Genomic DNA, 22920 nt, shown 5'->3' on the forward strand with positions numbered 1-22920 from the left:
AATCCATGGCCTCTACCGAAATCATTGTCTGCACCACCTGCCGCCCTCCCGGTGCCTCGCGCGAATTGCCGGCCGAAGGCCTGGCGCTGTTCGAGGCAGTCCAAGACGCATTGCTGCTATGTGGGCTGGACACCGGTGAGCACCAGGGACTACAACTGCGAGGTCTGGCTTGCATGAGTGGTTGTGGCCGAGCCTGCACGGTCACCCTGCAGGCGCAGGGTAAGTTCACTTACTACTTTGGCGATCTGGCGGGGGATGCAGAGACAGCAGCCCAGGTCATTGCCTGTGCGCAACTCCACCACCAAAGCCCCGATGGCAACTTGGCCCGCAACGCACGCCCTGAGCGGCTACGCAGTGGCATTCTTGCTCGGTTGCCCCCCGTGGGCCAGGAAGCGGCATGACATTGCTGCTGCCCGCGCTGACCATCGCAGTAGCTTTGCCAATGGCGCTGCTGGTCGATCGCTGGTGGGGCGAGCCGCGCCTGCGCCTGCATCCCGTGGTGTGGATGGGCAACTACCTGAGCGCTACGGGCACTTGGGTGCAGCGCCACACGCAGCAGCAGCCCGAGTTGCGGGACTTGAAGGCTTTTTGGCTTGCAGCCGTCGTCTGGTGTGCGGGAGCAGCTATGGTTTCAGGAGCGGCCTGGGCGCTGCAATCGGCCATGGATACACTGCCTTGGTGGGCTGAAGGGTTGGCGCTGGGCCTGCTGCTCAAGCCCATGTTGGCTTGGGCCATGTTGAAGCGTGAAGTGCTGGCGGTGGAGGCGGCGCTTGGTGAATCGCTGGACGCTGGCCGCGAGCGCCTGCGATGGCTGGTGAGCCGCGATGTGGCCCAACTGACTGACACGCAGGTGCGCGAAAGCGCGATTGAAACGCTGGCCGAGAACCTCAATGACTCGGTGGTCGCCCCCATTTTCTGGTTCGTGCTGCTGGGCCTGCCCGGCTCGGCGCTGTACCGCTTTGCCAATACGGCCGATGCCATGTGGGGCTACCCCGGCGTCTACAAGGGGCAGAACTGGGCCTGGGCCGGCAAGTGGGCGGCGCGGGTGGATGATGGGCTGAGCTGGGTGCCCGCACGCATCACGGCGGCGCTGCTGTTGCTGGCGGCTGGTGTGCGTGGCATGCGTCTGGCGCGGCAACTGCCTGGCCAGGCGCGCCAGACCCCGTCGCCCAACAGCGGCTGGCCCATGGCCGCCATGGCGCTGAACCTGGACGTGTCGCTGCGCAAACCGGGCGTCTATGTGCTCAACCCGCAGGGCCGTGCAGCCCTCGCTGTGGACACGGCGAGGGCGTTGGTTTATGCATCAAAATCACTGCTAGCCCTCGTGGTCATTGCGCAAGCAGCTATGCTTTTGATAGCGTTTGGGAGGCCGGCATGAGTGCTGCACCGCGCATCCACGGCGGGCCCGACGCGTTGGGCGCCCCGCAGTGGGACTTTTCTACTAACAGCAATGCCTGTGGCCCATGCCCGCAGGCCCTGGCCGCCGTGCAGGCCGCCGACGCCACGCGTTATCCCGACGCCAGCTACACCGCATTGCGCACAGCGCTCGCCGCTTTCCATAGTGTGGAGGTCTTGCGCATCGTGTTGGCCGGTAGTGCCAGCGAGTTCATCTTTCGCATCACCGCCTGGGCGCGGCAGCAAGGCGCCCGCACGGTGGGCCTGCCCACCCACGCCTATGGCGACTACGCCTACGCCGCGCAAGCCTGGGGACTCCACGCCGTGGAAGCGAGCGCGCAGGCCGATCTGGTCTGGGCCTGCGAGCCGTCCAGCCCGCTGGGCCAGGCGCATCGCCCAGCACTTGGCGCCACCCATGGCATGGTGGTGCTGGACTGCGCCTACGCACCGCTGCGCCTGTCGGGCCAGCCCACGTTGGACGCGGCGCAGCGCCAGCAACTTTGGCAGCTGTACTCGCCCAACAAGGCCATGGGACTGACCGGCGTGCGGGCCGCTTTTGCCATTGCGCCCTTGGGGGCCGAGGCAGCGGTGCAACAGCTCGAATCTTTGGCGTCCTCCTGGGTGCTGGGCGCGCATGGGGCTGCCTTGCTGATGGCGTGGACACAGCCAGACACCCAGGCTTGGCTGCAGGCCAGCCTGCACACCCTGGCCGACTGGAAGCAGCGCCAGATGGCCATGCTGCTAGCGGCTGGCTGGACCGTGCAGCCCAGCGACACCCCGTTTTTCTGCGCCTGCCCCCCAGCGGGTGCCGACGCCGTGGCGCTATGCACGACGCTGCGCGCGCAGGGCATCAAGCTGCGCGACGCCACCTCGTTTGGCCTGCCTGGCTGGGTGCGGCTGGGCGTGTTGCCGCCGCAGGCGCAAGACGCGCTAGCCGGCGCATTGACTGTGAAAGTTTCTACATGACCGCGAAATGCATCATGGTGCTCGGAACCACCAGCGGCGCCGGCAAAAGCTGGCTCACCACGGCGCTGTGCCGCTACTACGCGCGCCAAGGGCTGAGAGTCGCCCCGTTCAAGGCGCAGAACATGAGCAACAACGCCCGGGTGGTGGCTTCCGCGAGCGGACAGGGTGAGATCGGGGCCGCGCAGTACTTCCAGGCGCTGGCCGCGAATGTGGTGCCCGATGTGCGCATGAACCCGCTGCTGCTCAAGCCCGAGCGAGACACGCACAGCCAGGTGGTGTTGATGGGGCAGGTGAACCTGGAGCTGAGTGCCATGCCCTGGCGCGGCCGCAGCCTCAAGGTCTGGCCGCAGATTGCGGCGGCGCTGGATGCCTTGCGCGCGGAGAACGATGTGGTGGTGATCGAGGGTGCCGGTTCACCGGCAGAGATCAACCTGGCGGCCAGCGACATCGTCAACATGCGTGTGGCCCAGCATGGCGATGCGGCCTGTTTGCTGGTGACCGACATTGACCGGGGCGGCGCCTTTGCCCACCTCTATGGCACCTGGGCGCTGTTGCCCGAGGACCAGCGGCCGTTCATCAAGGGTTTTGTGCTCAACAAGTTCCGTGGCGACGCCGCGCTCTTGGCTCCCGCGCCGCAGATGCTGCAAGACCTGACCGGCGTGCCAACAGTGGCCACGCTCCCTATGTGGTGGCAGCACGGCTTGCCCGAGGAAGACGGCGTGTTTGACGACCGCAGTGTGGCCAAGGGGGCGGTGCGCCTGACGGTGGCCGTCATTGCCTACCCGCGCATCAGCAATCTGGACGAGTTTCAGCCGCTCAAGAATATTCCAGGGCTCAAGCTGCAGTGGGTGCGTTCGCCGTCTGAACTGGCGGGGCTCAAAGCGACGGATTGGGTGATCTTGCCGGGCTCCAAGCACACCAGTGGCGACTTGGCTTGGTTGCGTTCGCAGGGGCTGGATGCGGCGATTGCCAAGCATGCGGGTCAGGGTGGGGCGGTGCTGGGTATTTGCGGCGGGCTGCAGATGCTGGGCGAGGCGCTGATTGATGCACACGGCATTGACGGTAATGCGCCGGGGCTGGGCTTGTTGCCGTTGGTGACGGTGTTTGCGCAGGACAAGACGGTGCGGCATACCTCGACTGCATTTCTTTCTTCATTTCGCTCGCACGCCGACGGGGGGCAGGCCGCGGACCTCATACTGCCAAACGCGCAGAAATCGGCCCCCGGCCTCCCCCCCATCGGCGTGGATCCGGGTGTGCCCGCACTTCGTCCTGAAGCTTCTCCTTGGGCCGCTTTGGCTGGTGTATCTGTGACAGGTTACGAGATTCATCACGGCCAGACCGCGCCGCATGCGGCTATGGCGGCGGCTGGCAATGCGCCTATCGCCGTGTTGCCGGACGACCTGGGCTGGACTAATCCGCAGGGCAATGTGCTGGGCCTGTACTTGCACGGCATGTTTGAAGACGCTGCGGTGTTGCAAGCCCTGTTTGGCGCGCAACTGGGCGGCACTGTGCCTACGCTGGAGACCGTGTTTGACGGCCTGGCCGATTTCGTTGCCGAGAACTTTGCGCCCGGCGTGCTGCAGGGCTTGTTGCGATAACTTTTCTTTTTACCGAGGACACACCATGACTTTTTCTTTGCCACACCTGGTCGATATCGCCGACGCATCGCTCACCGACGCACTGCAACACACGCTGAACAACAAGACCAAACCCTTGGGCTCGCTGGGCCGCCTGGAAGACGTGGCGCTGAAGATCGGCCAGATTTTGGGCAGCACTGCACCGGTGCTGGACCAGCCGCAGATGGTGGTGTTTGCCGGGGATCATGGACTCACAGCGCGCGGCATTTCGGCCTTTCCGAGCGATGTGACCTGGCAGATGGTGGAGAACTTTCTGGCGGGAGGCGCGGCGGTGAGCGTGCTGGCCAAGCAAAACGGCATTGCGCTCACGGTGGTGGACTGCGGCGTGAAGCGCGACTTTCTGGCGGGCCTGCCCGAAGGCGTAACGCGGCCCGGCCTGCAAGTGCGCAAGGCACCAGGGGCGGAGCGAGGTACGGCGGATTCGTCGGTCCAACCTGCCATGACCGCGGCCCAATGCGAGGCGGCGCTGCAGCACGGTGTGGAGCTGGTGAAAGGCCTGCCCGGCAATGCACTGTTGCTCGGTGAGATGGGTATTGGCAATACGTCGGCCGCGTCGCTATTGCTGGCACGCCTGTCCGGCTTGGACATTGCGGTATGTACCGGCGCTGGCACCGGACTGGATGCACCGGCCGTGCAGCGCAAGACCGAGGTGCTGCGTGCGGTGTTGGCCCGCCATGCGGATGCCACCGCGCCGCTGGATGCGCTGGCCGCCTTGGGCGGTTTTGAGATTGCGACCATGGTGGGTGCCGTGCTGCAGGCGGCGCACGAGCGGCGTGTCATTGTGGTGGACGGCTTCATTGCCACCAGCGCCGTCGTGGTGGCGCATGCGCTGCAGCCGCTGGTGTTGCAGCGCTGTGTGTTCGCCCACCGCTCGGGCGAGCGCGGCCACGAGTTCATGCTGCAGCACCTAGGACAGCAAGGCCTGCTGGACCTGGGCTTGCGCCTGGGCGAAGGATCCGGCGCGGCGCTGGCCTGGCCGCTGCTGCAGTCGGCCTGCACCATCCTGCGCGACATGGCCAGCTTTGCCTCGGCGGGCGTGTCCGAGAAAAGCACCGCTCCTGCGGCTGCGCACTGACGCTGCCATGGCCCGATTCGTCCGCCATTACCTGCTGTCGCTGCAATTCTTCACCCGCATTCCGGTGACCGGCCGGCTGGCGGATTGGGTGGGCTTTAGCCCAGCCATGCTGCGTGCCAGCGCAGCGCATTTGCCCGGTGTAGGTGTTCTGGTGGGGGGCGTGGTGGCGCTGTTCACCTGGCTGTTGCTGGCGCTGCTGCCAGCCAGCCCGTTTGCGCCGCTGGTGGCCGCCGTGCTGGGTACGGTGCTCAGTGTGCTGATCACGGGCGCTTTCCATGAGGATGGCTTGGCCGATGTGGCCGATGGCCTGGGCGGAACGCAGAGCCGCGAGCGGGCGCTGGAGATCATGAAGGACTCCCGCGTGGGGGCCTTTGGCGCGATTGCCGTGGTGCTGGCGCTGCTGGCCAAGGTGGGTTTGCTGGCGCTCTTGGGTTCGTTGCACGGTGCGGTTTTGTGTGTGGCGCTGTTCGCGGGGCATGTGGTCTCGCGCTTCTGGCCGCTGCTCACCATCCGCCTGCTGCCGCATGTGGGCGATGCGGCCGGCTCCAAGTCCAAACCGCTGGCCGACCAGATCAGCCTGGGCAGCTTGTGGGCAGCAGTTTTTTGGTGTTTTGGGGCGCTAGCCCTCGTGCTTGCTGCGCAAGCAGCTATGGTTTTGGTAGCGAATTTTCCCGCTGTGCAAGGCTTGGTCCTGTGGTTGGGCGCCGGGGTGCTGGCCAGTGGGCTGGCCTGGCTGGGTATGTTGCGCTGGTTTGCGCGGCGGCTGCAGGGGTTTACGGGTGACTGTTTGGGCGCCACCCAGCAGGTCTGCGAACTGGCCTTTTACCTGGGCCTGGCGCTGGCCTGGGGTGCGGCGACGCGCGGTGGCCTCGCATGACACTGTGGGTGGTGCGCCATGCGCAGCCGCGGGTGGCACCCGGCATTTGTTATGGCGCACTAGACCTGCCGGCCGACCCCGAGGCGACCCAAACGGCAGCACAGGCACTGGCCCGGGTGCTGCCGCAAGGCGCTGTGGTGCATGTGTCGGTGCTACAAAGATGTGAGCTGCTCGCGCAATATCTACGAGGACTAAGGCCCGATTTGACCTTTAAACCAGAGCCGCGGCTGGTGGAAATGCATTTTGGCGTGTACGAGGGCGTGGCTTGGGCCGATATCGACAAGGACGCGATGGAAGCCTGGACAGACAACTTCTGGGCCCACCGCTTTGGCGGGCAGGAGTCGGTGGCTGAATTTATGGCCCGGGTGGAACAGGTCTGGGATGACTGCCAGCGTGCGCGAGCGGCGGGCCAGGTGCAGGTTTGGATCACCCATGCCGGGGTGGCGCGGGCCGTGACGCTGTTGGCCCAAGGTGTGCGCAGTGTGCTGCGGGCCGACCAGTGGCCGCAGGACGCACCAGCCTTTGGCCAGTGGATGCGGGTGCGGCCCTGAGCGCTGGCCCCGTGTCGGGCTCAGTCTGGCATTTGCTCCATGGCCTGGCGCTCCTGCTTTTTGTAGGCAGTGCTGTTGCGCACGGTTTCCAGCGTTTTCCAGATGCGCTGGGCCAGCTCGGGCTGGGTGGCCAGCAGCTGGTGGGACAGCATCAGGTAGTACGGCTTTTCCGTCAGGGGCAGCGGTAGCTCTTCGAGCTGGCTGGCGATCTCGGGTTGGGCCATGAGCATGGTGGCATCGCTGCCGCCCATGGCAACAGCGCCCACACGGCCCACTATCAGGCGGCGTGCCAACGCCAGAGCCCCCTGGTTGCCTTCGTCCACCGGGACTCCCCAGCTACGCAGCTGCGCACCAATCGAGTAGCCCAGCTGCACACCCACGGCTCCGTCCAGGTGGCTGATGTGTTTACCATCCCACTGCACGGCAGTGCCTTTACGTTTGAGCAGCACATAGCGGTCGGTGTGCATGCGTTTGGTGGGGTCGGCCACTTTGCCCCCGGGGTAGGCGCCGATTTCCAGCCGCTCGGTGCTAAAGCTGGCCGCAAAGGCGCCATCCACCTCGTTGGCTTGCAGACTGGCCAGGCAGCGTTTCCATGGCAGTGCCAGGTAGACGAACGGCTGGTTGAGCTGGTGGCTCACCAGTTGCAGCAGCTCGATATTGAGGCCTTTGCCGTCCTCCGTGCGCCAGGGCTGGATGGTGGCACTTTCGAAACACAGGCGCAGCGGGCCCGCAGGCGGTTTTCCCGTTTCTGTGGACAAGGCCACGCCCGCGGACAGGGCCAAGCCAAGAAAGAGGAGGGGACAGCGCAGGGTGTTCATGCCAATCTTCAACACCGTGGCGTGGCGGCTTTCGGGGCCTCAGGCCAGCAGGGTGGAGACGTCGCTGAAGGTCTCCGGGTCAGGAATTCGTGTCAGCAAGGCCTCGGTATCCAGCCGCAGGGCGTCCCGTGTTGCCTGGGGCAGCTGCCGCACAGCCTGTCGCACAGTGTCGTGGTTGCCCGCCTGGTCTGCCAGCCACGCCGCCAGATGCACCACGGCACAGAGCTTGGAGGCCTGGGCCGCAGCCAGGGTGTCCGCAGCGTGGCCCAGAGCCTGCACCACGTCTTCCGGAAAGTCCCAGCGTCTGGCGACTTCCGCTGTGATCTGGCCCTCATCAAAGCCCACCAGGGACCGCTCGCGTTGCCAGCGCTCGCCAGCTGCGGAGGGCAGTTTTTCAATCGCTTCCAGCAATTGGGGCCGGTGCTGCGCAATCATCAGCTCGCCTAGGCGCAGCATCATGGCGGTGAGCCAAGCCTGTTGCTCATCGATGTGTACCTCGGCGGCCAGAAATTTGGCATACCCGGCACAGACCATGCTGTAGCGCCAGAACTCCAACCGATTAACGCCGGGCGGCAGCGCAAACACCTGGGCCATGCAAATGCCCAGAGCGCGGGCCCGGATTTGCGACATGCCCACCACACTGACGGCGCTGTCCAAGGTGGTGACTGATCGGGACAGGCCAAACAGCGCGCTGTTGGCCATGCGCAGCAAAGTGGCGGTGAGGGCGGGGTCCTTGGCAATCACGTCGCGCACGGTCACCACATCGGCGTCTTCGTCGTTCAGGGTGCGGATCAGTGCGTGTGCCACTTCCGGCATGACCGGCAGCTTGACCGTTTGGATGAAGGTGCTGATGTCGGGCATGGTGCGGGGCTTACCGGGTAGGAGCGGGTGTCTTGAGTGTATAGCTACAACTGGTGGACACGCTACATTGCCAGCACAGCGGCTTGCGCGCCTGGCAGACATAGCGACCATGCAGGATCAGCCAGTGGTGGGCATCTACGAGGTAGGGTGCCGGAATGCGCTGGAGCAGTTTCTTTTCGACCTCCAGCGGCGTTGTGCCAGGTGCCAAGCCGGTGCGGTTGCCCAGACGGAAGAGGTGCGTGTCCACCGCCATGGTGGGCTCGCCAAAGGCCACGTTGAGCACCACATTGGCGGTTTTGCGGCCCACGCCGGGCAGGGCTTCCAGGGCCTCGCGGGTGCGTGGCACCTGCCCCGCGTGCTGGTCCACCAGCATCTTGCAGGTTTGCATCAGGTGTTTGGCCTTGCTGTGGTACAGACCTATGGTCTTGATGTGCTGCTCCAGGCCCTCCAGGCCCAGGGCCAGGATTTTTTGCGGGGTATTGGCCACCGCAAACAGGCGTCGCGTGGCCTTGTTCACACCAACATCGGTGGCTTGGGCCGAGAGCAGCACGGCGGCGAGCAACTCGAAGACCGAGCTGTACTCCAGTTCGGTCTGCGGATGGGGGTTGGCCGCCCGCAGGGTGGCAAAAAAAGTTTCAATGGCGGCCGGTTTCACTAGGTGGTCACATCCAGGAAGGTGCTGGTATCGGGGAAGCGGGTGCGCAGCCAGTCGGCATCCAGCCCCAGTGCGGCAATCACTTCGGCGGGCAGGCTGTCTACCGTGTCGGGGCCGGCGTTTTCGGTCTCGGCCAGCAGGCCGGCCAGGTGCATCACGGCGCCCAGGCGTGAGAAGGCCTGCTCGGTAATCGGGTCGGCTGAGCGCTGCAGTGCCTGCACCATTTGCATGGGGAAGTTCCAGCGGCGTGCCAGTTCGGCGGTGATCTGGCCTTCGGTGAAGCCGATCAGACGCTGCTCGCGCTGCCAGCGCACACCGGGCAGGTGGGGCAGTTTTTCAATTTCGCGCAGGGTGGCCGGGTCGGCCTGGGCAATCAGCAGTTCGCCCAGGCGCAGCATCATGCCGGTGAGCCAGGCCAGTTGCCCGTCAATGCCCAGGCGGTTGGCCAACCACTGGGCATATCCAGCGCAGGCCATGCTGGAGCGCCAGAATTCCTTGCGGTCCAGATCAGGCAGGTTGGGGAAGGATTCGCTCAGGCAGGCGCCCAGCGCCAGAGTGCGCACTTTGGACATGCCCACCATGGTGATCGCATCGTCCAGTGTGCCCACACCACGTGGCAGGCCGAATTGGGCGCTGTTGGCCAGACGCAGCAGCTTGGCCGACAGCGCGGGATCCTTGGCAATCAGGTCGCGCACCTGGGGCACGGAGGTGTCGTCATCGCTCAGGGTTTGAATCAGTGCGTGGGCGACCTCCGACATCGATGGCAATTTGACGCTTGCGAAGAAAGACTCAAGGTTGACCATGGATTCCCCCCAAAAAAGATTGCAACACCAATCGGTGACAATTTACCCCATGCGCAGCGCGCCGGGGCCCGCTTTAGGGCCCTGCCCGCGACTAAATTTCACGCTTCTGTCCGACGAAAGACCCGTCCATGCAATTTGCCGATCGCCTCAACAACGTAGAAACCTCTGCCATCCGCGAGCTGTTCAAGCTGCTGGGCAAGCCCGGCATCATCAGTTTTGCGGGTGGTTTTCCCGATCCTGCGCTGTTTGATGTGGAGGGTATCCGCGAGTCCACCGAGGCCGTGCTCAAAAACAACCCCGGTCCGGTGCTGCAGTACGGCGCGACCGAGGGCTACCAGCCCTTGCGCGAAGGCATCAGCACCCACATGGCCAGCAAAGGGGCCACCGTGGCCCCTGACGGCCTCATCGTCACTACCGGCAGCCAGCAGGCGCTGGACCTGATCGGCAAGACCATGATCTCGCCTGGCGACAAGGTCATCATGGAGGCGCCCACCTTTTTGGCCACCATCCAGTGCTTCCGCCTCTATGGTGCCCAGGTCATTGGCGCGCCCATCGACGCCAACGGCGTGGACGTAGACAAGCTAGAAGCGCTGATTGCCGAGCACAAACCCAAGCTGGTCTACCTGATTCCCACCTTTGGCAACCCCAGCGGCGCCATGTTGAGCCTGGAGCGGCGCAAGCGCATTCTGGAAATCGCCGTGCGTACCCAAACGCTGGTGGTGGAGGACGACCCCTATGGCGAGCTGTTTTTTGACCAAGCGCCACCACCCAGCCTGCTGGCCTTGAGCGACAGTGTGCCCGGCAGCCGCGACTGGCTGGCGCATTGCGGCAGCTTCAGCAAGGTGCTGAGCCCGGGGCTGCGCGTGGGCTGGCTGATTGCGCCCGCCGCCTTGCTGGGCCGCGCCACCATGTGCAAACAGTTCAGCGACGCCCACACCAGCAACCTCACCCAGGCCACCGCCGCCCACTACCTTACGCTGAACCGCCTGCCCACGGCCCTGAAAGCCGTGCGTGCCACCTACGCCGAGCGCGCCCGCGTGATGGCCCAATGCCTGCAGCGCGAGCTGGGCGATGCAATTGCCTTTGACCAACCCCAGGGCGGCATGTTTTTCTGGGCGCGCCTGACGGGGGCGAACGGCAAGGAGGCGAATGCCAGCGCGTTTGCCAAACGTGCCATCGACAAGCTGGTGGCTTTTGTGCCAGGCGCGCCGTTCTATGCGCACGACCCCGACCAAAGCACCTTGCGCCTGAGCTTTGCCACAGCGGATGTGGCCAAGATCGAAGAAGGCATCGGCCGCCTGGGCCAGGCCCTCTAAACCGCGTCGCGCGTGAGCTGGACCGACCTGGAACGCTCTTCCCAGGCCAACTTGGGGCTGGGCTCGGCCTTGGCCTTTGTAGCCGGGGCGACGAATGCGGGCGGTTTTCTGGCGGTAGGAACCTACACCTCACACATGACGGGTGTGGTGTCTTCGGTGGCCGACTATCTGGTGCTCGGGCAATGGTCCTTGGTGCTGGTGGGGTTGTGTTCGCTGGGGTCCTTTTTGGCCGGCGCCATGACCACCGCCTGGATGGTGAACTGGAGCCTGCTACGCAAGCTGCGCAGCGCCTTTGGCCGGCCGCTGCTGCTGGAGGCGATTCTTCTGCTGTGTTTTGGGGTGTTTGGCTCGGCGGCGGAAGCCAAGTTCTGGTTTTTCGAGCCGCTCACCATCGTATTGCTGTGCTTCCTGATGGGCCTGCAAAACGCGGTGGTCACCAAAATTTCCAAGGCCGAGATCCGCACCACCCACCTGACCGGGCTGGTGACGGACTTGGGCATTGAGCTGGGCAAGCTGGTCTACATCAACGGCCACACGGAAACCCCGGTGCGCGCCAATCGCGAGCGCCTGCGCGTGCAGCTACGGATGGTGGCCTGTTTTTTTGGCGGTGCGCTGGTAGGGGCCATGGGCTTTAAATGGGTGGGCTACAGCACCACCGTCCCACTGGCCCTGATCCTGATGGCGCTGGTCTGGCGCCCCCTATGGGCAGACTACCAAGCTTGGCGTGCGCGCCAGGCGCATTCCGGCTAAAGTTTGGTGAGTTTGGTGGCGGGCACCATGCCTGGCGTGCCCTGCAGGTGCACCACCAGCTCACCCTGGCGAAAAATCACATCCTTCACGGTCTCGTACCGCCCTTGGTAAAGCACGGCGTCCCCCGCCTTGAATTTGGGCAGGGGAGGCAGCGTCAGGCGCGACGAGCTGGGCTTGAGTTTGTGTGCCACCTGGGGGTGTACTGCCGCCATCTGCTCCAGGGCCTTGGCCACGGCTGCTTTGATATCGGTCGCGGCAAAGGGTTTGGCCAAATGAAAGAGTGCCCCCGCGCGCTGGGCCTGTTCTTCCAGGGTCGGGCTCATGTGGGCACTCATCAGTGCGAATTGGCACTGTGCGTTCAGCATCCGCAGGGATTGGAACAAGGCAAGACCATTGACGGATTCTTTGGAGTAGCAATCCGTCAGCAGCAAATGCGGTTGGTGTTCGGCAGCCAACTCCAGTGCTGCGTGGGGGGTACTGGTGGTTTTGATCCAGGACGGCTCAAAGCCATATCCTTCAAGGAGCTGTCGTAAAAAGGTCTGGATGGCGGGGCTGCTGTCGGCCACCAAAAAATGGATCGCGGGCACGGACGTCGAGGGAATCGCTCAAGGGCCTGGGGGCAAAGTCCCAAAACCCACAGTCATGGATAACCCTAAGCATAATGGTGCCCGCTGCGGAAACTGTCCGCCCATGGAAAGAATTTTGATGTACTCCACTCTAAAAATCGACTTTGTCTCCGATGTCTCTTGCCCTTGGTGTGCCATTGGGCTGCAAAGCTTGCAAACCGCCTTGCAGCGGCTGGAGGGCGAGGTCCAGGCGGACATCCATTTCCAGCCCTTTGAGTTGAACCCCACGATGGTCCCTGAGGGTGAGGACATCACCGAACACCTGCACAAAAAGTACGGCTCCACCCCCGAGCAAGCCGCCGCAGCGCGTGAAAACATCCGCCAGCGTGGGGAGGCCCTGGGCTTTACCTTCAACATGGACAAACGGGGCCGCATCTACAACACCTTCGACGCACACCGCCTGCTCCATTGGGCAGAGACTTCGGGCCAGCAACTGGCACTCAAGAAAGCGTTGTTTGCGGCGTACTTCACCCACGGCGAAGACCCCAGCAACCACGAGGTACTGTTGCGCGCAGTGCGGGCTGCCGACCTCGATGTGGATGAGGCGCAGCGTGTGCTGGCGTCCAACGACTACGCCGATGAGGTGCGTGAGCAGGAACAGTTCTACCTGGACCAAGGCATCCACTCGGTGCCCGCAGTGGTCATCAACGACCGCCATCTGATTTCAGGCGGCCAGCCGCCTGAGGTGTTTGAGCAGGCGCTGCGCCAGATCGCTGCGCAGGGTTGAGCGAAGCCCCCATGGCCGACCGCCGGCAGCTCTTGGGCTGGGCCCTTGCAAGCGCCAGCTCCCTGTGGCTGCCGCGCAGCGTCTGGAGTCGCATCAAAGTGGACAGCAACCCGTTTGCTCTGGGCGTGGCCAGCGGGTCGCCTACCCATGACGCTGTGGTGTTGTGGACCCGGCTGGTCACGGAACAGGCACCCTGGCTTGAACCTGTCACCGTGCGCTGGGAGCTGGCCCATGATGACCAATTCCAGCGTCTGGTGCAGTCGGGTCGAGCCCAAGCACTGCCCGCGTTGGGGCATTCGGTGCACGTGGAGGTGCAGGGTCTGGAGCCTGACCGGTGGTACCACTACCGCTTTATGGTCGGTGCGGCTGTCAGCACGGTGGGCCGCACGCGCACCTTCCCGGCACCGGGCGCTGCCGCCCAAAAGTTGCGTTTGGCCTATGCATCGTGCCAGCACTGGGAGCATGGCCACTACAGCGCCTACCGCCACATGCAGGCCGAGCCGCTGGATGCGGTGATGTTTCTGGGCGACTACATCTATGAATACGGTGGCAGCAGCAAGGCGGTGCGCCCGGTATCCGCCGCGGCCACCCTCACGCTGGACGACTACCGCGCCCGCTACGCCCTCTACAAAAGCGACCCGCACCTGCAAGGCATGCACGCGGCCTGCCCCTGGCTGCTGACCTGGGACGACCACGAGGTGCAAAACGACTATGCCAGCAGCATGCAAGGCAGTCGAGGGCCCGAGGGCATTGACTTTGCCGCCCGCCGTACGGCCGCCTACCAGGCGTACTACGAACACATGCCATTGCGTGCTTCGGCGTTGGGGCGGGCGTTGAACGGCGTGTGGGGTGCCAACCGCGAATTGCGCCTGTATGACCGCGTGTCCTTTGGCAGCTTGGCCACTTTGCACCTGCTGGACAACCGCCAGTACCGCGACCCCCACGCCTGCACCAAAGGCGGCGGTCCGGGTTCCAGCACGGTCAACCCTGCCAGTTGCGCCGCCCTGGCCGACCCACGTCGCACGCTGTTGGGCGCTGCACAAGAGCGTTGGCTAGAGCAGTCCTTGGCCGCAGGCGGCGGGCAATGGACGGTGCTGGGCCAGCAAACTGTAGTTGGCCAGCGGGATTTCAAGCCCGGCGATGGGCTCAGTGTGTCCAACGATGGCTGGGACGGCTACGCCGCCGCCCGCACGCGTCTGACCGACGCGCTGCAGCACCACCGCGTCAGCAACCCGGTGTTTTTGGGGGGTGATGTGCATTCCAACTGGGTAGGTCACGTGAAGGCCGACTACGCGCGGCCCCAGAGCAAGGCCGTGGGCGTGGAGTTTTGTGGCACCAGCATTACCTCACGCGGAGGCACCAATGATGGTTTGCCCGACACCTTGGCAGAGAACCCGCACTTTGTGTTTGCCGACCGTGAACGCCGAGGGTATGGCGTGGCGGAGTTCACGCCCAAGGGCCTGAGCGTTGCCCTGCGGGCGGTGGACGATGTCACGCGGGCCGATTCTGGCGTACAAACCCTCGCTGCATTTGCCGTGGAGCCGGGCCAGGCGGTGGTGCACCGGGTCTGAGCGGCGTGGCTGCCGGGGCTTACTGCAGAACCTCGAGCAGGCGGTCCAGCCCGCCTTCGTTGATGGCCACCTGGGCCTGGGCGCGCACAGCGGGTTTGGCACGAAAAGCCACCGAGAGGCCGGCGGCGCCCATCATGGGCAGGTCGTTGGCGCCGTCACCTACGGCGATGCACTGGGCGGCTTCAATGCCCAGCAGCGAGGCCACTTCCAGCAGGGTGCGGCGTTTCTCGGCTCCGTCGCAGATGTCGCCCCAGCTTTGCTGCACCAGCCCGCCGGTGAGTACGCCGCAGTTCGGGCCGGAGGCAATCTCCAGCACATTGGAGCGGGTGTAGTCGATGCCCAGCAGCCCACGCACGTGCTCGGCAAAGTAGGTAAAGCCACCGCTGACCAGCAGCACCTTGAGCCCCGCCTGCTTGCAGGCGGCCACCAGTGCGGCGGCGCCGGGGTTGAGTTGCAGGCGTGTCTGTTTGACAGACTCCAAGTCCGCCACCGTGACGCCTTTGAGCAGCGCCACCCGGCGGCGCAGGCTGTCCTTGAAATCGGTGATCTCGCCGCGCATGGCGGCCTCGGTGATGGCAGCCACCTCGGCCTTGCGGCCCACAGCATCGGCAATTTCGTCGATGCACTCGATGTTGATCAACGTCGAGTCCATGTCGAAGGCGATGAGCTTGTAGTCGGAGAGCTTCAGCGCTGCAGGAAGGTTCTGGACCACGAGGCCGGGGGCGAGTTCGGTGCTGGACATGAATTTTGCTATTATTTCAGGAGCTGCTTGCGCAATATCTACGTGGTCTAGAGGCCAATTTTATGCGGAACTAGGCAGGTGTTGCGGCCAGCGGCTGGCCCAGGTTCTTCAGAATGTCGCGCACCATCTGCGCCCGGTCCTTCACCTCCAGCAGCTCGCGCTCAATACGCAGCTTCTCGTTGCCTGCCAGCTTGATGTGCTTGTTTTTCTGGATCAGCGCGATGATTTTCATCGGGTCAATTGGCGGGTCTTTCTTGAAGGTGATGGTGATCACACCGGGTGCGGCGTCTACCTTCACCACGCCATAGGGCTTGGCGATCACGCGCAAGCGGTGCACGTCAATCAGCGTCTGCGCCTGGGCCGGCAGCTTGCCGAAGCGGTCGACGATTTCCTCCAGCAGCCCGTCCACCTGGTCGGTGGTCTTGGCGGTGGCCAACTTCTTGTAGAAGGATAGGCGCAGGTGCACATCGCCGCAGTAGTCGTCCGGCAGCAGGGCGGGGGCGTGCAGGTTGATTTCGGTGGTGACGTTGAGCGGGCTTAAGAGGTCCGGCTCCTGGCCGTTCTTGAGGCAGCGTACCGCCTCGCTCAACATCTCGTTGTAGAGCTGGAAGCCCACTTCCAGCATGTTGCCGCTCTGGTTCTCGCCCAGTACCTCGCCCGCGCCGCGGATCTCCAGGTCGTGCATGGCCAGATAGAAGCCGCTGCCCAGTTCCTCCATCTGCTGGATCGCATCCAGCCGCTGCTGGGCCTGCTTGGTCAGGCCTTCAATGTCGGGCACCATCAAATAGGCATAGGCTTGGTGGTGGCTGCGGCCCACGCGCCCGCGCAACTGGTGCAGCTGGGCCAGGCCAAACTTGTCGGCACGGCTCATCACGATGGTGTTGGCACTGGGCACATCGATGCCGGTCTCAATAATGGTGGAGCACAGCAGCAGGTTGAAGCGCTGGGCCACAAAGTCGCGCATCACGGCTTCCAGCTGGCGCTCGGGCATCTGGCCGTGGGCCACAGCAATGCGGGCCTCGGGCAGCAGCTCTTCGAGCTTCTGGCGCCGATTTTCGATGGTTTCCACCTCGTTGTGCAGAAAGTAGACCTGGCCGCCTCGCTTGAGTTCGCGCAGCACGGCTTCGCGGATCACGCCATTACCCTCGGAACGTACAAAGGTCTTGATGGCCAAGCGGCGCTGTGGTGCGGTGGCAATCACGCTGAGGTCGCGCAGGCCTTCCAGCGCCATGCCCAAAGTGCGTGGGATGGGCGTAGCGGTGAGCGTGAGCACGTCCACCTCGGCGCGCAGGGCCTTCATCTGCTCCTTGTGGCGTACGCCAAAGCGGTGCTCCTCGTCGATGATGAGCAGGCCCAGGTTGGCGAACTTGGTGTCCTGGCTCAACAGCTTGTGTGTGCCCACCACAATGTCCACGGTGCCGTCGGCCACACCTTTCATGGCGGCGGTGATTTCCTTGGCACTGCGGAAGCGGCTCATCTCGGCTATCTTGACCGGCCACTTGCTGAAACGGTCCACCAAGGTTTGGTAGTGCTGCTCGGCCAGCAGCGTGGTGGGTGCCAAAAAGGCCACTTGCTTGCCGCCTGTCACCGCCACAAAGGCCGCGCGCAGGGCGACTTCGGTCTTGCCAAAGCCCACATCGCCGCAGACCAGCCGGTCCATGGGGCGGGGGGAAATCATGTCCTGGATGACGCAATGGATGGCGGCCTTTTGGTCCGCCGTTTCCTCGAAACCAAAGTCGTTGGCGAACTGCTCGTAGTCACCAGGGCTGTAGCGGAAGGCATGTCCCTCGCGCGCGGCACGGCGTGCGTAGATATTGAGCAGCTCGGCCGCGCTGTCACGCACTTGCTCCGCAGCCTTGCGCTTGGCTTTCTCCCACTGGCCGCTGCCCAGACGGTGCAGCGGGGCCTCGTCGGCACTTACGCCGGTGTAGCGGCTGATCAGTTGCAGCTGGCTCACCGGCACATAGAGGGTCGCCTTGTCAGCATATTCCAGGTGCAAAAACTCCTGCAACTCGGGTTCACCGGCGGCGTTCTTGTTGCCCATGTCCATGTGCATCAGGCCGCGGTAGCGGCCGATGCCGTGGGCGCTGTGCACTACGGGGTCGCCGATGTTGAGTTCAGAGAGGTCCTTGATCAAGGCCTCCACATCGCTAACCTGCTCCTGCTTCTTGCGCCGGCGCGTGGTGGGCCCGGTGGCAAACAGCTCGGTCTCGGTGATGAGATCGATGCCCATCTCCAGCCAGCTGAAGCCCACCGTCAGGCCAGCCGTGGCAATGCCGTATTTTTCGTCGCTGGCCAGAAACTCCTGCAGCGAGTCAAACGCGGGCGGCGAGATGCCGCTGGCGCGCACAAAGTCCAGCAGGCTCTCGCGCCGGCCATCGCTCTCGGCCAGCACCAGGATGCGGTGCTGGGTGTTGCGGGCGTGGGTCTTCAGGCGTGCCAGCGGGTCCTCGGTGCCGCGCTCTACCGACAGCGCAGGCAGGCCGGAAAACTCCACAAAGGCGTCGCCTTCGCCCGCCGCGCGAATGGCCAGTTGCGCGTGCGCATTGGCGCGGGCATAAAACTGCTCGGTGCCCAGGAACAGCGACTCTGGCGGCAGCGCGGGGCGATCGGGGTCCCCTTGCACTAGGCGGTAGCGGTCTTTGGTGTCTTGCCAGAAGCGCTGGAAGGCGGGCTCCAGATCGCCATGCAGCACTACGGTGGCGTCTGCACCCACGTAGTCAAACACCGTGGCGGTCTCTTCAAAGAACAGCGGCAGGTAGTACTCGATACCCGCGGTGGCTACACCGTTGCCGATGTCCTTGTAGATGCGGCTCTTGGTCGGGTCGCCATCCAGCAGTTCACGCCAGCGGCTGCGGAACTTGGCGCGCGCCTCGTCGTCCATGGGGAACTCGCGGCCGGGCAAGAGGCGCACCTCCGGCACCGGGTAGAGGCTGCGCTGGCTGTCGGGGTCGAAGGTGCGGATGCTGTCGATCTCGTCGTCAAACAGGTCCACACGGTAGGGCACCGGGCTGCCCATGGGGAAGAGGTCGATGAGCCCGCCGCGCACCGCGTATTCACCGGGGCTGACCACCTGCGTCACATGGCTGTAGCCCGCCAAGGTGAGCTGGCTCTTGAGCTTGGCCTCGTCCAGCTTCTGCTTGACCTTGAATTCGAAGGTGTAGCCGGCCAAAAAGCTGGGCGGCGCCAGGCGGTACAGCGCGGTAGTGGCGGGCACGATCACGACGTCGGCCCCGGTTTCCTTGTCGCGCTGGCTAATGCGCCACAGGGTGGCCAAGCGCTCGCTGATCAGGTCCTGGTGGGGCGAAAAGGTGTCGTAGGGCAGGGTTTCCCAGTCGGGAAACAGGGCGCAGCGCAGCGTGGGGGCAAAAAACGCGATCTCTTCCAGCAGGCGCTGGGCATCGGCGGCGTTGGCCGTGACCACCGTCATGGGGCGGCCGGTGGCCTTTTCGCGTTCGCCCAAGCGGGCCAGGAGCAGGGCGTCGGCCGAGCCGGCGGGGCGGGGCAGGGTGAAGCGCTTGCCCGAGGTAAGTTTAGGTAAATCCATGGATGGGATCGATTTTAGAATGGCCCACCCTTATGAACGGCTCACCCTCCCAAACTCTTTGCGCCCCCGGGGCATCCCATTCTCGCCTGTGGGCGCTGGTGCCGTGTGCCGGCAGTGGCGCGCGCGCGCAGGCGGCGGGCCCCAAGCAGTACGCGCCCGTGGCAGGGCAGCCCATGGTGTTGCACACGCTCGCTGCATTGCAGGGTGTGCGCCGTTTGGCTGGCACGCTGGTGGTGGTGTCTGCCGGTGACACTTTTTTTGACAGGCAGGATGCGGACGTGATGGTCGCTGCATGTGGCGGGGCCACCAGGGCCCAGACCGTGGTCAACGGCTTGCATGCTCTGCTGCAGCGGGGCGCGCAGGCCGATGACTGGGTGTTGGTGCACGACGCAGCGCGCTGCCTGGTCACCCCGGCGCAGATCGACGGATTGATCGAAGCCTGTCTGGATGACCCTGTGGGCGGCCTGCTGGCACTCAAGCTACCCGACACTTTGAAGCAGGCCGATGGCGACCGCGTATCCCGGACAGTGGACCGCAGTGACAAATGGCTGGCCCAGACCCCCCAGATGTTCCGTCTGGCGGCTTTGCAGCAGGCCTTGCAGGCGGCCGGGGATGCTGTGACCGACGAGTCCAGTGCCATGGAGTTTGTGGGCCTGCAGCCTCGGCTGGTGGAGGGCAGCGCCCAAAACTTCAAGGTCACCTACCCGCAAGACTTCGCCTTGGCGCAGGCGGTGCTGGCGGCTAGGAAGGCCTAGACGCCGGTTGTCATTTTGCCAGCCAGGGGTATCAGATCACTATGGTTTTGATAGCTGTTCGCGCAGATCGCACAGGGGTTGGAGGCATATTTTGATGGAAATTGAAGGACAAGCATGACGATTCGTATCGGAGAAGGCTGGGACACCCACCAGCTGGTCGAAGGCCGCAAGCTGATCTTGGGTGGTATCGACATCCCCCACACCAAAGGCCTGCTGGGCCATTCGGATGCCGACGCCTTGTTGCACGCCATCACCGATGCCCTCTTGGGTGCTGCGGCCTTGGGTGATATTGGCAAGCACTTTCCCGACACGGATGCCCAGTACCTAGGCGCAGATTCGGCGCTGCTGCTGGCCAAGGTGGCGGCCGACATTCGTGCCCTGGGTTACGCCATTGGCAATGTGGACAGCACCATCATTGCTCAGGCACCCAAGCTGGCACCCTACATCGTGCCCATGCGGGAACGCATTGCCGCCGTGCTGGGAGTGGCGGTGGAACAGGTCAATGTGAAAGCCAAAACCGCCGAAAAAATGGGGCCGGTCGGCGAAGGCCGGGCCATGGAAGCACGCGCCGTGGTGCTGCTGTTTAAAGCCGCGTAGCGCGCTGGAGCCGGATCTGGGCGGTCAGGCCGCCCGAGGTCGAGTTGGCCAGCTTGAACACACCGCCCATGCGCTGGATGGTTTTGTCCACAATGGCCAGTCCCAGGCCGGCGCCGTTGGCGGCTGTGCGCGCGGCCTCACCGCGGTAAAAGGGCTGGGTGAGCTGGTGCAGTTGCTCCTCGCCCACCCCAATGCCGTGGTCGCGCACCTTGATCAGCACCCACTTGTCACGGGCAATGGCGGCAATGTCGATCATGGCCACGCCGGTGTGTACCGATTTGCCGTAGCGCCTGGCGTTTTCCAGCAGGTTGGACAGCACCCGGCCCAGTTCCACTTCGTCGGCCAGCACCAGCAGGTCATCCTGCATGTCGATCTTGATGCGCACGTCCGGCAATTTTTGCAGGGAGTAGACACAGGCATCGACCACATCGCCCAGCACCACAGGCGCCAGCGCCACGCGATCGGGCCGTGCGTAGTCCAGAAACTTGTCAATGATGGCGTCGAGCTGGTTGATGTCGGCCACCATATAGGCCCGCGCACTTTCCTCGGCCACGCTCATTTCGGTCTCCAGTCGCAAGCGGGCTAGCGGGGTGCGCAGGTCGTGCGAGATGCCAGCCAACATGACGGCCCGGTCTTGTTCCACCTTGGCCAGCTTCTGAGCCATGCGGTTGAAACCGATGTTGACCTCGCGGATTTCGCTGGTGTTGACATGTTCATCGAGCTGGCTGGCGCTGAAGTTGCCTTCGCGAACCCGGCTGGCCGCAAACGACAGGTCTTTGAGTGGGCGGTTGATCAGGCCCGCAATCAGCGCTGCCCCGGCCAGGGACAGCGCGGCGGCGACAAACAGCCAGATCATCCAGGTGGCGCCCCCGGCCATCGAGACCCGGTTCTGGTCGGTTTGCAGCCAGTACTCGTCACCATCAATCACAAAGCTGACCCACAGCCCTGGCTGGTCGTTGACCATATTGGCCACGACGGTACCCTTGCCCAGCCGCTCGACCATGTCTACCGCCACGCGGCGGCTCAGGGCATCGCTGTCCAGCAGGGAGAAGCGGTCTGAGGGCTCGCGTGGCACGATGCGCAGGCCTTCTTCATCCTTCATGGTCTTGATGAGGGAAATGCGGGCAATGCCATCGGCATGGATGAGTGCAGCGCGGCTCAGGTTGACCTGGGAGGCCAGTTGCTGCGCTGTTTGCAGGGCGCGAGGCTCAAATTCCAATGAGCGCAAGGTCTGCAGCCAGGCCAGGATGCTGCCCAGCAGCAGGATGGCGAGCAGGAAAAAAGTGCGCCAAAACAGGCTCAGACGCGCAAAGCGCCAGCGCCCTTTGGGGGTTTCTCCATCGGCCAGCACCGCGGGGGTGCTGGCATCAAAGTCTGCTTGCTCGGTTTTTGCCACTGCGGCTCTGCCCGGCGTCAGGCCGCGTCGTCAGGCACAAACACATAACCCACGCCCCACACGGTCTGGATGAAGCGGGGGGTGGTGGCATCGCTTTCAACCAGCTTGCGCAGGCGGGAGACTTGTACGTCCAGGCTGCGGTCAAAGGGTTCAAACTCGCGCCCCCGCGAGAGCTGGGCCAGTTTTTCGCGCGAGAGAGGAATGCGGGGATGGCGTACCAGCGCTTTGAGCATGGCGAATTCACCGGTGGTCAAAGTCAATTCCTGGCCGGCTTTGGTCAGGGTACGGGCGCCCAAGTCAAATACAAAGGTGCCAAACTTGACCACCTCGTTCTCGCTGGAAGGGGCCCCCGGAACTTCGGTCACAGGGCGGCGGCGCAGCACGGCGTGGATGCGGGCCAACAGCTCGCGTGGGTTGAAGGGTTTGCCCAGATAGTCATCGGCTCCCACTTCCAGGCCCACGATACGGTCGATGTCTTCTCCCTTGGCGGTGAGCATGATGATGGGGGTCACGTCGTTGGCGGCACGCAGGCGGCGGCAAATCGAGAGGCCGTCTTCCCCAGGCATCATCAGGTCCAGTACGATCAGGTCGGCAGTCTCACGCAGCATGATGCGGGTAAGCGACTTGCCATCTTCCGCCAGCAGCACATCAAAACCTTCCTGCGTCAGGTAGCGGCGCAGCAGGTCACGGATGCGGGCATCATCATCAACCACCAGAATCTTGTTGGGACGGTTTGCGTTGGCTTGCATGGCTTACTCGAAATTTGTAACAGGCGAGATTTTGCGTTGCGCAGGCCCGCCCTTGCCCGCGCCAAGCCCCACTTTGACACTATGTTACAAATAAGCAAGCCCCCGGACAGTCCCTTGCTCCAACAATGTCGCCATCCCAGTGATCCCTAGCGTTTTTCTACCATGCGCCCCCTCCTTCTATCCCTCGTGTTAGCCGCCTGTCCCGTGATGGGCTTGGCGGGGCCGGCCGATGGCCGGGCAGCCCCAACACCTGCACCGGGGCGGGATGCCCTGATCCGGGGGGCGGAAGCAGGACAAAGCAATGACCAACGGCGCGCTGCGTTGCGCCAAGCTTTGGTGCCGCAACAAGAGACAACGCCTGCCGAAGCCGAGAAGGCCCCAGGGCGCCAGCTGAGCCCCACCGAGCGGGCTGAATTGCGGCGCCAGCTGCGCGACCAATCCCGCCGCTGATTCGTTCCCCCAGCGCAGCCCTGCGGGGTGAGGCACCGCGGGCTTGCAAAACCTCC

General features: G+C 64.2%; 23 protein-coding genes. 14 read left to right on the plus strand and 9 right to left on the minus strand.

What is annotated here, in order from left to right; all coding sequences use genetic code 11:
- Positions 1–5: 5 nt before the first annotated feature.
- Genes CHU94_RS13405 through CHU94_RS13435 form a run of 7 tightly spaced genes read left to right on the plus strand, consistent with a single transcriptional unit; the run spans position 6 to position 6501 of the window.
- A complete protein-coding gene (locus tag CHU94_RS13405) occupies positions 6–401 on the plus strand; it encodes a DUF1636 domain-containing protein (RefSeq protein ID WP_094480622.1) in 396 nt (131 codons plus the stop codon).
- Complete coding sequence (gene cbiB / locus CHU94_RS13410; protein WP_094480624.1) at positions 398–1378, plus strand: adenosylcobinamide-phosphate synthase CbiB; 981 nt, start codon at positions 398–400, stop codon at positions 1376–1378. The genes CHU94_RS13405 and cbiB overlap by 4 nt, the downstream gene beginning before the upstream one ends.
- Positions 1375–2361 carry an aminotransferase class I/II-fold pyridoxal phosphate-dependent enzyme gene (locus tag CHU94_RS13415; RefSeq protein WP_094480626.1) on the plus strand — a complete coding sequence of 329 codons (987 nt, stop codon included), beginning with the start codon at positions 1375–1377 and terminating at the stop codon, positions 2359–2361. The genes cbiB and CHU94_RS13415 overlap by 4 nt, the downstream gene beginning before the upstream one ends.
- Positions 2358–3959 (plus strand): cobyric acid synthase, encoded by a 1602-nt coding sequence (locus CHU94_RS13420; RefSeq protein ID WP_094480628.1) that lies wholly within the window; start codon positions 2358–2360, stop codon positions 3957–3959. Before CHU94_RS13415 ends, CHU94_RS13420 begins: the two co-directional genes overlap by 4 nt.
- Positions 3960–3984: 25 nt before the next feature.
- Positions 3985–5073 carry a nicotinate-nucleotide--dimethylbenzimidazole phosphoribosyltransferase gene (gene cobT, locus CHU94_RS13425; RefSeq protein ID WP_094480630.1) on the plus strand — a complete coding sequence of 363 codons (1089 nt, stop codon included), beginning with the start codon at positions 3985–3987 and terminating at the stop codon, positions 5071–5073.
- Positions 5074–5080: 7 nt separating this feature from the next.
- On the plus strand, positions 5081–5950 hold the full coding sequence (locus tag CHU94_RS13430) for an adenosylcobinamide-GDP ribazoletransferase (RefSeq protein ID WP_094480632.1): 870 nt from the start codon (positions 5081–5083) through the stop codon (positions 5948–5950).
- A complete protein-coding gene (locus CHU94_RS13435; RefSeq protein ID WP_094480634.1) occupies positions 5947–6501 on the plus strand; it encodes a histidine phosphatase family protein in 555 nt (184 codons plus the stop codon). The genes CHU94_RS13430 and CHU94_RS13435 overlap by 4 nt, the downstream gene beginning before the upstream one ends.
- A gap of 20 nt (positions 6502–6521) precedes the next feature.
- Here CHU94_RS13435 and CHU94_RS13440 read toward each other — a convergent pair whose 3' ends face one another.
- The 4 genes from CHU94_RS13440 to CHU94_RS13455 are packed head-to-tail and all read right to left on the minus strand — an operon-like array spanning position 6522 to position 9638.
- Positions 6522–7319 (minus strand): ABC transporter substrate-binding protein, encoded by a 798-nt coding sequence (locus CHU94_RS13440; RefSeq protein WP_094480636.1) that lies wholly within the window; start codon positions 7317–7319, stop codon positions 6522–6524.
- A gap of 39 nt (positions 7320–7358) precedes the next feature.
- Entirely contained in the window at positions 7359–8180 is an 822-nt protein-coding gene (locus CHU94_RS13445; RefSeq protein WP_176452023.1) for an HDOD domain-containing protein, read from the minus strand.
- A 10-nt stretch (positions 8181–8190) separates the two neighbouring features.
- Positions 8191–8835, minus strand: a complete 645-nt coding sequence (nth, locus tag CHU94_RS13450) for an endonuclease III (protein ID WP_094480640.1) — start codon at positions 8833–8835, stop codon at positions 8191–8193.
- Positions 8835–9638, minus strand: a complete 804-nt coding sequence (locus CHU94_RS13455) for an HDOD domain-containing protein (protein WP_094480642.1) — start codon at positions 9636–9638, stop codon at positions 8835–8837. Before CHU94_RS13455 ends, nth begins: the two co-directional genes overlap by 1 nt.
- A 128-nt stretch (positions 9639–9766) precedes the next feature.
- On the opposite strand from CHU94_RS13455, the gene CHU94_RS13460 reads away from it, so the two are divergent.
- Both CHU94_RS13460 and CHU94_RS13465 read left to right on the plus strand, forming a co-directional pair.
- Entirely contained in the window at positions 9767–10954 is a 1188-nt protein-coding gene (locus CHU94_RS13460; RefSeq protein ID WP_094480644.1) for a PLP-dependent aminotransferase family protein, read from the plus strand.
- 12 nt (positions 10955–10966) lie between these two features.
- The gene (locus CHU94_RS13465) at positions 10967–11704 is read left to right on the plus strand and encodes a YoaK family protein (protein WP_094480646.1); all 738 of its coding nucleotides are present in this window, start codon (positions 10967–10969) and stop codon (positions 11702–11704) included.
- Here CHU94_RS13465 and CHU94_RS13470 read toward each other — a convergent pair.
- The gene (locus CHU94_RS13470) at positions 11701–12291 is read right to left on the minus strand and encodes a response regulator (protein WP_176452024.1); all 591 of its coding nucleotides are present in this window, start codon (positions 12289–12291) and stop codon (positions 11701–11703) included. The genes CHU94_RS13465 and CHU94_RS13470 overlap by 4 nt on opposite strands.
- Positions 12292–12409: 118 nt before the next feature.
- Here CHU94_RS13470 and CHU94_RS13475 point away from each other — a divergent pair, with 118 nt between their 5' ends.
- Both CHU94_RS13475 and CHU94_RS13480 read left to right on the plus strand, forming a co-directional pair.
- Complete coding sequence (locus tag CHU94_RS13475; RefSeq protein WP_094480651.1) at positions 12410–13057, plus strand: DsbA family oxidoreductase; 648 nt, start codon at positions 12410–12412, stop codon at positions 13055–13057.
- 11 nt (positions 13058–13068) lie between these two features.
- Positions 13069–14628 carry an alkaline phosphatase gene (locus tag CHU94_RS13480; RefSeq protein WP_094481098.1) on the plus strand — a complete coding sequence of 520 codons (1560 nt, stop codon included), beginning with the start codon at positions 13069–13071 and terminating at the stop codon, positions 14626–14628.
- A gap of 19 nt (positions 14629–14647) precedes the next feature.
- Here the strand turns inward: CHU94_RS13480 and serB are convergent, their stop codons facing one another.
- Together serB and mfd are read right to left on the minus strand one after the other, a co-directional pair.
- On the minus strand, positions 14648–15370 hold the full coding sequence (serB, locus tag CHU94_RS13485; RefSeq protein WP_094480653.1) for a phosphoserine phosphatase SerB: 723 nt from the start codon (positions 15368–15370) through the stop codon (positions 14648–14650).
- A 70-nt stretch (positions 15371–15440) separates the two neighbouring features.
- Positions 15441–18917 carry a transcription-repair coupling factor gene (mfd, locus tag CHU94_RS13490; RefSeq protein WP_094480655.1) on the minus strand — a complete coding sequence of 1159 codons (3477 nt, stop codon included), beginning with the start codon at positions 18915–18917 and terminating at the stop codon, positions 15441–15443.
- Positions 18918–18949: 32 nt separating this feature from the next.
- Between mfd and ispD the strand changes: the two genes are divergently transcribed.
- Positions 18950–19672, plus strand: a complete 723-nt coding sequence (gene ispD / locus CHU94_RS13495) for a 2-C-methyl-D-erythritol 4-phosphate cytidylyltransferase (protein WP_176452025.1) — start codon at positions 18950–18952, stop codon at positions 19670–19672.
- Between the two features lie 114 nt (positions 19673–19786).
- A complete protein-coding gene (ispF, locus tag CHU94_RS13500) occupies positions 19787–20269 on the plus strand; it encodes a 2-C-methyl-D-erythritol 2,4-cyclodiphosphate synthase (RefSeq protein WP_094480659.1) in 483 nt (160 codons plus the stop codon).
- On the opposite strand, the gene CHU94_RS13505 is transcribed toward ispF, so the two are convergent.
- Together CHU94_RS13505 and ompR are read right to left on the minus strand one after the other, a co-directional pair.
- A complete protein-coding gene (locus tag CHU94_RS13505) occupies positions 20256–21620 on the minus strand; it encodes an ATP-binding protein (protein WP_255033976.1) in 1365 nt (454 codons plus the stop codon). The two genes, ispF and CHU94_RS13505, sit on opposite strands and share 14 nt — an antisense overlap.
- A gap of 62 nt (positions 21621–21682) precedes the next feature.
- Positions 21683–22414 (minus strand): two-component system response regulator OmpR, encoded by a 732-nt coding sequence (gene ompR, locus CHU94_RS13510; RefSeq protein WP_094480663.1) that lies wholly within the window; start codon positions 22412–22414, stop codon positions 21683–21685.
- A gap of 186 nt (positions 22415–22600) precedes the next feature.
- On the opposite strand from ompR, the gene CHU94_RS13515 reads away from it, so the two are divergent.
- Positions 22601–22864, plus strand: coding sequence for a hypothetical protein (locus tag CHU94_RS13515; RefSeq protein ID WP_141211461.1), 264 nt, complete (start codon positions 22601–22603; stop codon positions 22862–22864).
- Positions 22865–22920 lie beyond the last annotated feature (56 nt).

The sequence above is a fragment of the Rhodoferax sp. TH121 genome (assembly GCF_002251855.1).
In the GTDB taxonomy this organism is placed as follows: domain Bacteria; phylum Pseudomonadota; class Gammaproteobacteria; order Burkholderiales; family Burkholderiaceae_C; genus Allorhodoferax.